A 13,327-nucleotide genomic window follows, 5' to 3' on the forward strand; every position below is an offset into this window, starting at 1 on the left:
GCCACAATCCTATGCCATGGCCACGAACCGGATACGCTGGCACGGGTGAAGACTCGCCTCTCGCCGCCGCGCTCGCGGCCGCCGTCGCTCTGCCCCTGACCCCTGCCGCCCCAGCCCACGCGCAGGTGCCGCCACTGTCCTCGGGATCGTCCCTGCCGCCGCTGCCCGACCCGCGCCAGCTTATCGACGACGCCGCGCGCCAAGCCCAGGCCACCGCCCACCGTTTCCTCCCGCAGTTCGTGCCGCCGCCGGCAGCGACGAACCAGCAGCAGGCGCTTCTCGACGCCACCAACCGCTACCGCGCCCGCCACGGCCTTAAACCGCTGCGCCCGCTGCCGCCGCTGAGCGCGCTGGCGCAGGGCTGGGCGAGCACGATGTCCCGCGACGGCTACCTGCGCCAGCAGCCCGGCTACCAGAACACGTTCCCGGCCGGGTGGAAAATGGCGGCGCAGAACGTTGCGCAGGTGAAAGCCCGCGATAACGCGGACGCCATCGTCGCATTTTGGGCTACCTCCCCGGGCCACCGGGCGAACATGCTGCGCCCGGACGCCACTCACCTCGGCGTGGGCGTGGCCACCTCACTCGACGGACGCAAGTTCGCGGTGCAAAACATCGCCCGCTACTAGCGGTTGCAGTCTCGCATGACGTGCGACAGGATTCTGTCGCTGCGGACGGGATACGCGATGCTTAGAGGGGAAGTCCGCCTCATAGATTTCGAGCCCGCCGTCGGCCAGGAGCCCAACAAAACGAGACCGGCGCTCCCCGCAGACCTACAAGGTACGTTTTTAATCTCGCTACCCTCGCAGGAATATCAGTGCTATGGTTACCCACATGAGTGGTAAACCCATATACCAACAGATTGCCGATGAGCTACGGGACCTCATCGGCGCTGGCGCCCTTGGCGCTGGCGACCGAGTTCCCTCCACCAACGAGCTTTCCCAGTTCCACTCCGTCAACCCCACCACCTCCGCGAAGGCGCTCAGCGAACTTTTCAACGAGGGCCTGTTAGAGAAACGCCGGGGCCTTGGCATGTTCGTGCTCGACAGCGCGCGCGGGCAGGTGTTATCGACCCGTCGCGAAGCTTTCGCCCGCGACTTCGTCCAGCCCTTTGTCCACGAAGCCAATCAACTCGACATCTCTACCGAGGAACTTACCGCCATGATTGAGAAGGAGCGCACACGATGAACCCCGGTTTCTATGCGCTAGTTGGCCCCAACGCTGCTGGCAAAACCCACTACCTGCACACGCTGATGGGACCTAATGCCGCGTTTGTACCGGCTGGCCCGGACGCGAAGTTCGCCGGTGCAACCGTGACGGATCACATACGCGCCGCGCGCGCCAGCCGCCCGCTCGACCCCATCGAATTTCCGGACGCGCGCATTGACGAACTCTCGGTCGGCGAACGCCGTCTCCTCACCCTCGAAGTCGCACTCGCCGCCAATAAGCCACTCTTGCTCCTCGACGAGCCCTTCGACGGCATCGACACCGCCACCCGCAAGCGCGTCCGCGAGCGACTCATCGACCACATATCCGAGGACCCGCAACTCACCATCGTCATGTCCTCACATCGATCGGAAGATTTCAGGGGCTTGGCCAACCACGTCATTCAAGTCTTCGATAAGAGCGTTTCGGAGCCAATGCTTATCGACGATTTACGCCGGTCCTTCCCCACCATTACCGGCCCGGCAGACGTTATCGCTGAGCTGGCGTCGCAACACCGCACGATCGAAACATCGTCGCTCGGCCCCGTGGCGAAAGCGGTCTTCTCAGAGCCCGTCGATACGCACCTGAACTGCACCTACCCCGACGATGCCGAACTGATTGATCTTCTCGCCACCGAAAGGATCGCACGATGAAACTCTTCCTCAGCCCCATCAAGCCGAAACTCTACCTGGGAGCCTTTCTCCTGCTGTGTCTGGCGACACCCCTCGGCCGCCTACTGTTCGCCGACGGAGGATTGTGGACCATGGCGGGCGCAGCTGCACTGTGTTTCCTTTTCGCGGCGGGCGGAGCGCAGTGGCAGGCTATGAACCAGCTGGGCGCTAGCTTCACTAGGTGGATGGATTCAGCTGCGGTGACCGCTCTCGTCGCGGCAGCGATTCTTGGCCCCCTGACCGCGGCTTCAGCGGTGCTCCATCAATTCCAAAACCCGCAATACGAGCGCCATGACCTGTTTCTGATCACCATTGCAGAACCAGTGATGTGGGTGGATGCGTACGGCTTGCCATCTACTGTAGACGGTGCGGCGCAGGACTTCACCTCTATCTCTTTGACCGTCCTGCTGCACTTTGTCGTGTTCCTGACGGCGGCGCTTATTGGCCTGGCAATTGGCCTTGCCCTAGGTACCCGGTTGCAGTGGCTCGTAGTTGGCGGGGTGCTCGCGGCCGGTTTCCTAGGCGTCTTGATTGGCATCCTCACCGAGAATCCGGCGGATCACTTCCACCCCAACCCGTACGTCGTCGCCGTGAACGTCGCGGGAGCGATTGCTCTGGCAACGTGCGCAGTGGTGTTCACCCGCACGCGTCGGTTCGTTCGCTAACTACTTCTCCAGCCACTCGGAGCGCAGCACCCCGTGCCGGGAGCACACCGCCTCCCACGCCACGGGGTTCATTTTCACCACCATGCGTCGCCCACAAATTGGGCAGATCCGCGGGGCATCCCAGGGCCGCTCAGGGTTGAGCGGCCAGGCGATCTCGCCGGAGAGCACCTTGTCGGCGAGCTCGGTGGAATCCGGAACACGCATTACAGCGACTTGATCGTGTCGTAGAGCGCACCGTGGCCGGAGTGCTGCTTCTGCCCCACCGGGGTAATCGGTAACGAAACGCGGCCAGAAGTGGTCTCCATGACGTTGTCCACGGCATCGCGGTCGCGCTCCATCGGGCGGCCGAACGTGGTCAGATAATTGCCGCCGATGATCGCGTTGGCTCCGCCCAGCAAACCGGCTTCGGTGCCGTCGTCGCCAAGCGCAAGCTCCGTGCCGCCCGCAAAGCGCAACTGCGTCGACGGCATAGCCAGGCGGAACGCGGCGACGGTGCGCAGCGCCTCGCCCTGCGGAACGAGCGGGCGGTCGGCAAACGGGGTGCCGGGGCGCGGGTCGAGGAAGTTCATCGGCACCTCCTCCGGCTCAATCTCCGCGAGCTGGACGGCGAACTCGGCGCGCTGCTCGATCGTCTCACCCATGCCGATGATGCCGCCGCAGCACGTCTCGATCCCCTCGGCCCGCACGTGTTCGAGGGTGTCCTTGCGCTCCTGCCACGTGTGGGTGGTCACCACGTTGGGGAAGAACGAGCGGGCGGTTTCGAAGTTGTGGTTGTAGCGGCTCACGCCCATCTGTGCGAGCTGGTGCGCCTGCTCGCGGGTCAAGATGCCCAACGATGCGGAGATCGAGATGTCCACCTCGTCTGTGATTGCGGTGACGGCCTCAGCGACCTGGTCGAGCAGCTTCTGGTCCGGACTCTTCACCGCGGCCACGATGCAGAACTCGCCCGCGCCCATCTTCTCCGACTGCTTGGCGGCCTCCACCAGCTCGGCAATGTCGAGCGTCACCGCGCGGACCGGGGACTCGAACAGGCCGGACTGGGAGCAGAAGTGGCAGTCCTCGGGGCAGCCGCCGGTTTTCAGCGAGATGATGCCCTCCAGCGACACATCCACGCCGCAGTGCTTGATGCGCACCTGGTGGGCGAGGTCGAGAAGCTCCTGCAGGCGCTCGTCCTCGATGCGCAGGATCTGCACGAGCTCGTCCTGGTTCAGCCCGATGCCTTGCTCGAGCGCTTTTTCGCGGGCGATGTCCAAAATGTCGCGAGACTCGGTTGGTGCCGTCATTCTTACTCCTGAACGCCGTTCAACTACAGGGAATGTGTGGGAGTGTAGCGCACCAGTTGAACGCCGTTCAGGGATTGGCTCCCGCATTTACCATTCCCTCCGCCCCGGCTTGGCTATACCCTGTGCATATGAACAGCAGGTCGGTAAAGATGAAAAAGCCTGTGTCGGGAACGTACCGCACTAGCCGGACTGCGGCTAGGCGAGCTGGGACCCGGGCAGGTAAGGAAGCGCGCGATGTGCGAACGAGCCGCCTCGTGATCACCCCACCCACAGAGCCCGCCAGTTTCAGTGTCGACGACATGGTCGACGGCGAACGCAGTTCCGAAGAAATTCTGGCAGCACTGCGGAACAATTAGCAGCTGGAAGCTATGATCGCCTGGTACTTTGACACGTCCGCCGCCCTGAAACTGCTGCTGAGGGAGGCCGAGTCTCCGCAATTGGTTGCAGCGATACGAAACGTCAATCCGCAGCTTTACATCTCTGACCTAGGCGTGACCGAGTTGCGACGTGCGGCGCAGCGCGAAACGAATCTCACCCAGCAGCTCGTCTCCAACCTGCTGCGGAAGTTTCACGTCGTACAGATCGACCGACCTGTTTTCAACCAAGCCGGATTACTTCCGGGCCGGCATCTAAGATCCCTGGATGCCCTACACGTCGCTATTGCCCTGGACATGCAGGCGGACGCCCTCATTGCCTACGGCAAGCGCATGTTGGAGGCAGCTAACGAAGCCGGGCTGCAGGTACTATCCCTCGGCGCCTAGCGGTACTCCACCACCAGCGGCGAGTGGTCGGACCAGCGCTTTTCTACCGTTTCCGCCTTGTCCACCCACGTGCGCTCCGCCCGCTCGAGCATGTTCGCTGTCGCGGCTTGGACGTCGATGCGCCACCCCGCGTCGTTGTTGAAGGCCTGCCCGCGGAACGTCCACCACGTGTACGGCGCGTGTTCCAGCCTGCGCGCTACGTCGAACCATTTCGGGGAGCAGTTTGCTTGACGACGGTGAGCTGACGCATATTCCAACGCCCCCGCCCAGCCCTCAGTCTCCTTGTCCTCCAAGTCCTGCGGCTCATCGTCCGGGAAGCAACCGAACACAGCGTCCATGAACGCGCGCTCATGCGGCAGGAAGCCGGACTTCTTCTTGTTCGTCCTCCAGTTCTTGATGTCTTCGCGGCGGTGGCAGATGTTCCAGTCACCGCCAATCACCATGTCCGGGTACTCGTCGGCCCAGGTATCCAGCAGAGGCTCGAACTGGTCGAGAAAGCGGTATTTTTCGTCCTGTTTTTCAGTGCCGGCGGATCCTGACGGGAGGTAGAGGGAGGCGACGCGGGAGCCGTCGTCAAGCGTGCCTGCGATGAAGCGGCCCGAGTCTTCGAATTCGGGGATGCCCACCGAAACGTCGTGAAGCTTTGTGCGCGACAAAATGCCCACTCCCGCGCGCCCCTTCGCAGCGGCGGGTGCGACCTCGAGGTGCCACCCGCGCTCGAGTGCGGGTGCGAGCGCCGCCTCCGCTTGCGCTTCGGTGGCGCGTACTTCCTGCATGAGCACCACCTCGGCCGGGGTTTCGGCGAGCCAGGCGAGCATGCCCAAGTTGTCCTCGTTGCGCACCTTCGTGGCGGCGCGGATGCCGTTGACGTTGACGGATGCGATGGTGAGACTCATGCGTTTGCACCATACCGGCTCGGCCGACGCGGTACGCTTGGGGGCTGAACTCTCAAAACACTTAGTTAGAGGAGACCCATGTCTACGATCATTTGGACCCGCACCGACGAAGCGCCGCTGCTCGCGACGTACTCCTTCAAGCCGATCGTCGAGGCGTTCGCCTCCCGCGCCGGCATTGACGTCGATACCGCCGACATCTCCCTGGCTGGCCGCATCCTGGCGCAGTTCCCGGAGCGCCTGGGCGACAAGAAGGTCGACGACGCGCTGACCCAGCTCGGTGAGCTGGCGAAGACGCCGGAAGCGAACATCATCAAGCTGCCGAACATCTCCGCATCGCTCGTGCAGCTGAAGAAGGCCATCGCCGAGCTGCAGGCCGCCGGCTTCGACATCCCGGATTACGAGGATGCGCAGGACAAGTACGACGCGGTGAAGGGCTCCGCCGTGAACCCGGTGCTGCGCGAGGGCAACTCCGACCGCCGCGCTCCGGAGGCCGTGAAGAACTACACCAAGAAGCACCCGCACTCCATGGGCGAGTGGTCGGCCGACTCCAAGACCAACGTGGCCACCATGGAGGACAACGACTTCCGCCACAACGAGAAGTCCGTCATCATGCCCGCCGCCGACACGCTGACCATCAAGCTCGTCACCGCAAACGGCGACGAGGAGATCCTGAAGGACGGACTGAAGGTCGAAGAGGGCGAGGTTATCGACGGCACCTTCATGTCCGCCAAGGCACTCGACGCTTTCCTCCTGGATGCTGTTCAGCGCGCGAAGGACGAGGGCGTGCTCTTCTCCGCGCACCTGAAGGCCACCATGATGAAGGTCTCTGACCCGATCATCTTCGGCCACGTAGTGCGCGCGTACTTCAAGCCGGTCTTTGACAAGTACGGCGAGGAGCTCATCGCCGCCGGCCTGAACGGCGAAAACGGCCTCGGCGCAATCCTCGAGGGCCTGGACCAGTTGGACAACGGCGAGGAGATCCGCGCCGCCATCGAGCAGCAGCTTAACGACGGCCCGGCCCTGGCCATGGTGAACTCCCACAAGGGCATCACCAACCTGCACGTGCCGAGCGACGTGATCATCGACGCGTCCATGCCGGCAATGATCCGCACCTCGGGCCACATGTGGAACGCGGACGACCAGGAGCAGGACACCCTGGCCACCATCCCGGACTCCTCCTACGCCGGCGTGTACCAGACCGTGATCGACGACTGCCGCGAAAACGGCGCCTACGACCCGACCACCATGGGCACCGTCCCGAACGTCGGCCTGATGGCGAAGAAGGCCGAGGAGTACGGCTCCCACGACAAGACCTTCAAGATCCCAGCCGACGGCACCGTCCAGGTGGTCAACTCCGCGGGCGACGTGCTCATCTCCCATGATGTGGAGGCGGGCGACATCTGGCGCGCCTGCCAGACCAAGGACGCCCCGATCCAGGACTGGGTCAAGCTCGCCGTCGAGCGCGCCCGCCTGTCCGGCATGAAGGCCATCTTCTGGCTCGACCCGGAGCGCGGCCACGACCGCAACATGATCGAGCTGGTGAAGAAGTACCTGGCCGACCACGACACCGAGGGCCTGGACATCGACATCAAGTCCCCGGTGGAGGCCACCAAGGAGTCCGTCGAGCGCATCCGCCGCGGCGAGGACACCATCTCCGTGACCGGCAACGTGCTGCGCGATTACAACACGGACCTCTTCCCCATCCTCGAGCTGGGCACTAGCGCCAAGATGCTCTCCGTGGTCCCGCTCATGGCCGGCGGCGGCCTGTTCGAGACGGGTGCCGGCGGCTCCGCCCCGAAGCACGTCCAGCAGGTTGAGGAGGAAAACCACCTGCGTTGGGACTCCCTCGGTGAGTACCTCGCACTGGCTGAGTCCTTCCGTCACGAGCTGAACCGCAACGGCAATGAGAAGGCTGGCGTGCTCGCCTCCGCCCTCGACCAGGCGACCGAGAAGCTGCTGGAGGAAGGCAAGTCCCCGTCGCGCAAGGTGGGCGAGATCGACGACCGCGGCTCCCACTTCTGGCTCTCCCTGTACTGGGCAGAGGCGCTCGCCTCCCAGACCGAGGACGCCGAGCTGGCTGAGGTGTTCGGCCCGATTGCGCAGGATCTGCGCGACAACGCCGAGCAGATCGACAAGGAGCTCCTGGAGGCCCAGGGTTCCCCCGCCGACCTCGGCGGCTACTACTGGCCGGACGAGGACAAGACGAACGCCGTGATGCGTCCGTCCGAGACGTTCAACCGCATCATCGACGCACTGGAGAAGTAACTCGCTGACCCCGAATCGGCCGGCCGCGGAGGTGTACTCCGCGGCCGGCCGTGTGTTGTGCACGATTCTTTCTCGTCCCGTACGTTCACACTCTTTCTTGCTTCGTAACCAGAAAAGGGCGCCAGCACAGGCCTAAAACCCCTCCAAAATATCTCTTACCTGCGGAAACGTTTTCTTGCCTGTTTCTTGCTTCTGGGGCGGATTTTAGGGTGGATCCACCTCTCCGCCTCCGGGGTGTCGAAGCCGACAACCTACCCGGCGTCGCGCAGGGCGATGGCCAGCCCGTTCATGATGACCTCAATCGTCCTGGAAAGCCAAGGACGCCGATGAAGTTCGGAGGTTTTCTCGCATTGAAACCATCGACGACATCCTTGCGGACCTCGAACGGGGGTTTGCGGCGATCGAACCCAACGCGGGTTAAGCCAGCTTTATATTCATGAAAAAGTAAAGGCCAACCATACCGAATAGACAGCTTGGTTCAAAGCGCCGTACCAAGCAGGATAAATTGCAACGCATGGCGAACTACGACAACTCGAACGCACAGGAATGGTCCTTCGACACCCGCGCCATCCACGCGGGCCAGCAGGTTGATCAGGATTACGGCGCGCGGAACCAGCCGATCTACATGACCACGAGCTATGTCTTCAACGACGCCCAGCATGCCGAGAACCGCTTCAACCTCTCGGACCCCGGCCCGATTTACACCCGTCTGACCAACCCGACCCAGCAGGCGCTGGAAGACCGTCTGGCATCCCTTGAGGGCGGTGTCGCCGCTACCGCGTTCGCCTCCGGCATGGCCGCGGAAACCGCCGCGATCCTCACCCTCGCGCAGGCCGGGGACCACGTGGTCACCTCCCCGCGCCTCTACGGCGGCACGGAGACGCTGTTCCTGCACACGCTGCCGAAGCTGGGAATCGAGTTCACCTTCGTGGACAACCCGGACGAGCCGGAGAGTTGGCAAGCCGCGGTCCAGCCCAACACCAAGGCGTTCTACGGCGAGACTTTCGGCAACCCGATCGCGGACGTGCTGGACATCCCGGCTATTTCCGAGGTTGCGCACAACAACCAGGTGCCGCTGATCGTGGATAACACCATGGCCACCGCGGCCCTGATCAAGCCTCTGGAGCTGGGTGCGGACATCGTCGTCATCTCCACCACGAAGTTCTACACCGGCAACGGCGCTGCCATCGGCGGCGCAATCGTCGACGGCGGGAAGTTCGACTGGACCGTCCAGCGTGACGGCGAGGATGTGTTCCCTCTGTTCACCACGCCAGACCCCGCCTACCACGGCTTGAAGTACGCCGACCTGGGTGCCCCGGCGTTCGCGCTGCGCGCCCGCGCCGGCCTGCTGCGCGACACCGGTGCGGCGATCTCCCCGTTCAACGCGTGGGTCGCGCTGCAGGGCATCGACACGCTTGCGCTGCGCGTGGAACGCCACAACTCCAACGCGAAGAAGGTCGCGGAGTTCCTCGCCGACAACCCGAAGGTGGCCAAGGTGAACTACGCCGGCCTCGCTGGCTCGCCCTATAAGGCGACGCAGGAGAAGCTGGGCCTGGCCTACACGGGCTCGGTGCTGTCCTTCGACATCGCGGGCGACGCAAACGACCGCACCAACGCCTGGAAGTTCATCGACGCGCTCAAGCTGCACTCCAACCTTGCGAATATTGGCGACGTGCGCTCCCTAGTGGTTCACCCGGCCTCCACCACCCACTCGCAGTCGGACGAGGCAGGTCTTGCTCGCGCCGGCATCACGCAGGCCACCGTGCGCTTGTCCGTGGGCATTGAGGCGATTGAGGACATCATCGCCGACCTCGAGCGCGGCTTCGCGGCGATCTAGATGCTCGCTCCCGAAGGCCAGCTGGCCACCGTCGCGATCGGCGATTTCCACACCGAGGCAGGTGGGGTGATCGCCGATGCGCACATTGCTTATCGACGATGGGGCGTTCCCCAAGGCGACTTCAAAGGCAGAAACAACATCTTGCTGGTGGAGCACGCGCTCACCGCCGGTTCGGAGGCGGACGAGTGGTGGTCCGGCGTCATCGGCCCCGGTTTGGCCCTAGACACCAACAAGTGGTGCGTGGTGTGCACTAACGCACTCGGCTCCTGCTACGGCTCCACGGGCCCCGCGAGCGAGCACCCCGACGGCGGTCGCTGGGGTTCGCGCTTTCCCGCCATCTCGATTCGCGACATGGTGCGCGCAGAGCACGCGTTCATGCGCGAGCTAGGCATCGAGCGTGTCCATGCGGTGCTCGGCGGGTCCATGGGCGGCGCACGCACGCTGGAGTGGACGCTGCTTTACCCGGAGCAGGTGGATTACGCCCTAGTGCTGGCTGTGTCCGCGCGTGCGAGCGCGTGGCAGATCGGGATCCAGACCGCGCAGATCAACGCGATTACCAGCGACCCGGCCTGGCACGGCGGGGATTACTACGCCACCGGCGAATCCCCCGACGAGGGCTTGGCCGCCGCCCGCCGCATCGCGCACCTGACCTACCGCGGGGAGCTGGAAATCGACGAACGCTTCGGCACCGCGTCCCAACCCGGCGAGAACCCCTTAGGCACCTTCCGCGACGACAACCAACGCTTCGCGGTGCAGAGCTACCTGGAGTACCAAGGCGTGAAGCTGACCAAGCGTTTCGACGCCGGCGCCTACGTCGCCATCACCGAAGCACTCAATCGCCACGACGTGGGACGCGGCCGCGGCGGTCTGAACAAGGCCCTCGCCTCATCGACGGTGCCCACCATGATCGTCGGCGTGGACACAGACATCTTGTACCCGTACCACCAGCAGGAACACCTCTCGCGCAACCTAGGCAACCTGCTGGCCATGTCGAAGCTCTCCTCCCCCGTCGGCCACGACGCCTTCCTAGTGGAGGCCCGCCAGATGGACCGCATCCTGCGCTCCTTCATCACGCTCACGGAGAAAACCCCGTCAACGCACGCCATCGCCGCCGACAAGGGTATCTACGACATCTAGCCGGGCGGCCTACACCCAGGCGCGGAACAGCTGTTGGCGCTGGAGTCCGAAGACATCCTCGTCAAGCTCCCGGCCCAGAGAGAACGGAATGAGGCGGTCCTTGTTGGGCAGGTCTGTGTCCGCGAACTCGGCTTTCGTCTGCTCGTCGAAGACCACCACGAAGCGCTTCCCGTCGACCGCGTTCAGCCCGTCGATAATGCTCGTGCCCATCTCACTGTCGAGTTCTTCGTCCCAGCCCCTGGGAATTAACTCGTTTAGATTCCGCGGCAGCCACGCGTCGATACTGCGCGCGACCGAGAGCACCTCGGTACTGCCCATGTCCTCGTTCAGCCCACTGGCTACCTCCGCGAGTTGCTCCGGCACCTCATAATCCGGGTCGAAGAACGCTAGGACCCCGAGCGCTTCCTCCAGTTCCCGCAACACGTTTCGCCGGTACAACCCGTCTTCGTCGAAGCGGGTCGAATGCGCCATCAGGCTCAGCTGTTTCGCGTACGCCAGGTTGATGTAGAAATCCACGGGCGTCTGACCGTCGGTCTTATCGGCGTGGCGCAGCATCTCGTGCCCCACGTCGCGCAACAGCGCAAACGATTCCCGGTCGGCTTTGAACAGGTAGCGCATCACCACCGGCCCGGTGCCCACCACGCATTCCAGCCGCGGCTCCACCCCGCCGTCGCGAAACATCGGCACCGGAAGCACTGTCCGGCCCACGCGGCTGTACTCCGCATCTTCTAGCTCGCCGGCGTCCACCATCCGCACGCTCACCGCGGTGCGGTCGGGCACCCTGGTTGCCCTGAAACTCTCCGGACTCTGCCTGTCGTCCGCCACCACAACCCGCCCGGCGCGCCCCGCTCCGTGCAGCCGCTCCGGCATCCAAGTCTCCAGGCTCTCGCACAGCTCGTACAGCGTCTCCCCCAGCACGAAATTGCCCGCGAGTTCCTTGCCGCGCCGAGCGATGTGGTACGCGGAGGTGAACCGAGCATCGAGCAGATGCAGCGCGCGTAGGTCGCGCTCCGCCAACTCGAAGTATTCCTTCGCCTGCTTGGGGTTCGAATCCACCGAGTCCTTCGCCAGGTCTACGAGCTGCCACGCGTGCGCGAGCAACACGTAGGCGTCGAGCGTCTCGTCGCGCCAGTCGAGTTCCAGCATCGCCAGGTCGACGACCTCCTGTAACGACGCTAAAAGTTCGTCGACGTAGTCTTCCTGCCACGGCGACAACTCGCCACCACCCGGCGGAAACACGGTGATCTCCGCTTCGAAGCGGGTGCCCCAAACATCAGATTCGAAAGAGAAGGTGTTCAGCTCGCTCATTGCGGTCCTCCTGGCAAGTGCGGCGGGAAAGTGACACCTGCAAGGTTATTGCCGCCGCCGACGCGAACCTGACCGCGTTCGAACAGCTTTACGAGCCCAGCGAGTCCACCGACCACGCCAGCCACATCATCCCCGCCCCCAGAAAGGTGCAAAACAGCGCGTCGAACCGCTTCGAGCGCACCGCCACGAGCCCGATCACCTTCGAATCGCAGCACACGCGCATGAACGCCAGCCACACCATCGCTGCCCCCAGCGTGAATGTGGCGCGACGCCAGTGCTCGGTGGCCGCGAACACCCCGGAGGCGAGCACGCCGGCGACCAGCAGCGCCACCATCGCCCACTGCGCCCACAGCGGCAGCGGCGACGGCCGATTGCCCCGGTCGTGCGGGTTGTCCAGGGTGAGGCCGGCCAAGCTACTCAGCGCTAATCCCCGCCTGGCGCTCCGCGGACTCCACGATGTTACGCACCAAGAACGTGCGCGTCATCGGGCCCACACCACCCGGGTTCGGGGAGACCCATCCGGCCTTCTCCCACACCTCCGGGTGCAGGTCGCCGACGGTTTTGCCGTCCACGCGGGAGACGCCGACGTCGAGAAGCGCGGCACCTTCTTTGATCATGTCCGCAGTGATCATGTGCGGCTTGCCTGCCGCAGCGATGATGACGTCTGCGCGCTTCGTTTCCGCCGCGAGGTCCTTCGTACCCGTGTGGCACAGCACCGTGGTGGCGTTGACGTCGCGCTTTGTCAACATCAAAGAAATCGGGCGGCCCACGGTCACGCCGCGGCCGATGACGCACACGATCGCGCCGTCCATCTCCACGCCGAAGCGCTTCAGCAGTTCGATGGAGCCGTTCGGGGTGCACGGCAGCGGCGCTGGCTCGTTCAGCACCAGCTTGCCCAGGTTCACCGGGTGCAGCCCGTCGGCGTCCTTCGCCGGGTCGATGAGCTCAAGTACCCGGTTTTCGTCCAGGTGCTTCGGCAGTGGCAGCTGCACGATGTAGCCGGTGACGGCATCGTCGTGGTTGAGCTCGTCGATAAGCTGCTCAAGCTCCTCCTGCGTGCAGTCGCTCGGCAGTTCCTTCATTATCGACGCAATGCCCAACTCCTCGCAGTCCTTGTGCTTCATGCGCACGTAGTTCTGGCTGGCGGGGTCCTCGCCGACGAGCACAGTGGCCAGGCCCGGCGTAATCCCCTGCTCCTTGAGACGAGCAACGCGCTCTTTGAGGTCCGCGAAGATCTCCTCGCGGTAGAGTTTTCCGTCCAGTTTGATCGCAGTCACGCGCCTAATTCTAGACTGTTCGGC

General features: G+C 64.1%; 14 protein-coding genes. 8 read left to right on the forward strand and 6 right to left on the reverse strand.

The genetic code is table 11. The features are described from left to right. Positions 1-11: 11 nt before the first annotated feature. From HWX32_RS08665 to HWX32_RS08680, 4 genes are all read left to right on the forward strand, one after another. The gene (locus tag HWX32_RS08665) at positions 12-626 is read left to right on the forward strand and encodes a CAP domain-containing protein (RefSeq protein ID WP_175935555.1); all 615 of its coding nucleotides are present in this window, start codon (positions 12-14) and stop codon (positions 624-626) included. 205 nt (positions 627-831) lie between these two features. Continuing rightward, positions 832-1,185 (forward strand): GntR family transcriptional regulator, encoded by a 354-nt coding sequence (locus HWX32_RS08670; protein WP_254868367.1) that lies wholly within the window; start codon positions 832-834, stop codon positions 1,183-1,185. After that, positions 1,182-1,856, forward strand: coding sequence for an AAA family ATPase (locus HWX32_RS08675; RefSeq protein WP_175935557.1), 675 nt, complete (start codon positions 1,182-1,184; stop codon positions 1,854-1,856). The genes HWX32_RS08670 and HWX32_RS08675 overlap by 4 nt, the downstream gene beginning before the upstream one ends. Then, positions 1,853-2,539 (forward strand): hypothetical protein, encoded by a 687-nt coding sequence (locus tag HWX32_RS08680; protein WP_175935558.1) that lies wholly within the window; start codon positions 1,853-1,855, stop codon positions 2,537-2,539. Before HWX32_RS08675 ends, HWX32_RS08680 begins: the two co-directional genes overlap by 4 nt. Here HWX32_RS08680 and HWX32_RS08685 read toward each other — a convergent pair whose 3' ends face one another. Together HWX32_RS08685 and bioB are read right to left on the reverse strand one after the other, a co-directional pair. Next, positions 2,540-2,743, reverse strand: coding sequence for a hypothetical protein (locus HWX32_RS08685; protein ID WP_175935559.1), 204 nt, complete (start codon positions 2,741-2,743; stop codon positions 2,540-2,542). Continuing rightward, a complete protein-coding gene (bioB, locus tag HWX32_RS08690) occupies positions 2,743-3,822 on the reverse strand; it encodes a biotin synthase BioB (RefSeq protein WP_175935560.1) in 1,080 nt (359 codons plus the stop codon). The genes HWX32_RS08685 and bioB overlap by 1 nt, the downstream gene beginning before the upstream one ends. 368 nt (positions 3,823-4,190) lie before the next feature. On the opposite strand from bioB, the gene HWX32_RS08695 reads away from it, so the two are divergent. Beyond that, positions 4,191-4,583 carry a type II toxin-antitoxin system VapC family toxin gene (locus HWX32_RS08695; RefSeq protein ID WP_175935561.1) on the forward strand — a complete coding sequence of 131 codons (393 nt, stop codon included), beginning with the start codon at positions 4,191-4,193 and terminating at the stop codon, positions 4,581-4,583. Here the strand turns inward: HWX32_RS08695 and HWX32_RS08700 are convergent. Further along, positions 4,580-5,479: an exodeoxyribonuclease III gene (locus HWX32_RS08700; protein WP_175935562.1), complete on the reverse strand. Its 900-nt coding sequence runs from the start codon at positions 5,477-5,479 to the stop codon at positions 4,580-4,582. The genes HWX32_RS08695 and HWX32_RS08700 overlap by 4 nt on opposite strands. Positions 5,480-5,557: 78 nt before the next feature. On the opposite strand from HWX32_RS08700, the gene HWX32_RS08705 reads away from it, so the two are divergent. The 3 genes from HWX32_RS08705 (at position 5,558) to HWX32_RS08715 (ending at position 10,718) form a co-directional block, all read left to right on the forward strand. After that, positions 5,558-7,744 (forward strand): NADP-dependent isocitrate dehydrogenase, encoded by a 2,187-nt coding sequence (locus tag HWX32_RS08705; protein WP_175935563.1) that lies wholly within the window; start codon positions 5,558-5,560, stop codon positions 7,742-7,744. A 514-nt stretch (positions 7,745-8,258) separates the two neighbouring features. Beyond that, positions 8,259-9,581 carry an O-acetylhomoserine/O-acetylserine sulfhydrylase gene (locus HWX32_RS08710; RefSeq protein WP_175935564.1) on the forward strand — a complete coding sequence of 441 codons (1,323 nt, stop codon included), beginning with the start codon at positions 8,259-8,261 and terminating at the stop codon, positions 9,579-9,581. After that, complete coding sequence (locus tag HWX32_RS08715) at positions 9,582-10,718, forward strand: homoserine O-acetyltransferase (RefSeq protein ID WP_175935565.1); 1,137 nt, start codon at positions 9,582-9,584, stop codon at positions 10,716-10,718. Between the two features lie 9 nt (positions 10,719-10,727). On the opposite strand, the gene HWX32_RS08720 is transcribed toward HWX32_RS08715, so the two are convergent. The 3 genes from HWX32_RS08720 to HWX32_RS08730 all read right to left on the reverse strand — a co-directional run bounded on the left by HWX32_RS08720 (position 10,728) and on the right by HWX32_RS08730 (position 13,303). Continuing rightward, entirely contained in the window at positions 10,728-12,026 is a 1,299-nt protein-coding gene (locus HWX32_RS08720) for a hypothetical protein (protein WP_175935566.1), read from the reverse strand. An 88-nt stretch (positions 12,027-12,114) separates the two neighbouring features. Then, on the reverse strand, positions 12,115-12,438 hold the full coding sequence (locus HWX32_RS08725) for a DUF3017 domain-containing protein (protein WP_075468041.1): 324 nt from the start codon (positions 12,436-12,438) through the stop codon (positions 12,115-12,117). Between the two features lies 1 nt (position 12,439). Further along, the gene (locus HWX32_RS08730) at positions 12,440-13,303 is read right to left on the reverse strand and encodes a bifunctional methylenetetrahydrofolate dehydrogenase/methenyltetrahydrofolate cyclohydrolase (protein ID WP_175935567.1); all 864 of its coding nucleotides are present in this window, start codon (positions 13,301-13,303) and stop codon (positions 12,440-12,442) included. Positions 13,304-13,327 lie beyond the last annotated feature (24 nt).

It is taken from the genome of Corynebacterium sp. Marseille-P4321 (genome assembly GCF_903645305.1).
Taxonomy (GTDB): Bacteria; Actinomycetota; Actinomycetes; order Mycobacteriales; family Mycobacteriaceae; genus Corynebacterium.

Coding starts and splice junctions, on each gene's coding strand:
- HWX32_RS08685 (WP_175935559.1), bottom strand. CDS start 2,743: ATGCGTGTTCCGGATTCCACCGAGCTCGCCGACAAGGTGCTCTCCGGC.
- HWX32_RS08720 (WP_175935566.1), bottom strand. CDS start 12,026: ATGAGCGAGCTGAACACCTTCTCTTTCGAATCTGATGTTTGGGGCACC.
- HWX32_RS08710 (WP_175935564.1), top strand. CDS start 8,259: ATGGCGAACTACGACAACTCGAACGCACAGGAATGGTCCTTCGACACC.
- HWX32_RS08705 (WP_175935563.1), top strand. CDS start 5,558: ATGTCTACGATCATTTGGACCCGCACCGACGAAGCGCCGCTGCTCGCG.
- HWX32_RS08675 (WP_175935557.1), top strand. CDS start 1,182: ATGAACCCCGGTTTCTATGCGCTAGTTGGCCCCAACGCTGCTGGCAAA.
- HWX32_RS08680 (WP_175935558.1), top strand. CDS start 1,853: ATGAAACTCTTCCTCAGCCCCATCAAGCCGAAACTCTACCTGGGAGCC.
- HWX32_RS08700 (WP_175935562.1), bottom strand. CDS start 5,479: ATGAGTCTCACCATCGCATCCGTCAACGTCAACGGCATCCGCGCCGCC.
- HWX32_RS08665 (WP_175935555.1), top strand. CDS start 12: ATGCCATGGCCACGAACCGGATACGCTGGCACGGGTGAAGACTCGCCT.
- HWX32_RS08715 (WP_175935565.1), top strand. CDS start 9,582: ATGCTCGCTCCCGAAGGCCAGCTGGCCACCGTCGCGATCGGCGATTTC.
- HWX32_RS08695 (WP_175935561.1), top strand. CDS start 4,191: ATGATCGCCTGGTACTTTGACACGTCCGCCGCCCTGAAACTGCTGCTG.
- HWX32_RS08670 (WP_254868367.1), top strand. CDS start 832: ATGAGTGGTAAACCCATATACCAACAGATTGCCGATGAGCTACGGGAC.
- bioB (WP_175935560.1), bottom strand. CDS start 3,822: ATGACGGCACCAACCGAGTCTCGCGACATTTTGGACATCGCCCGCGAA.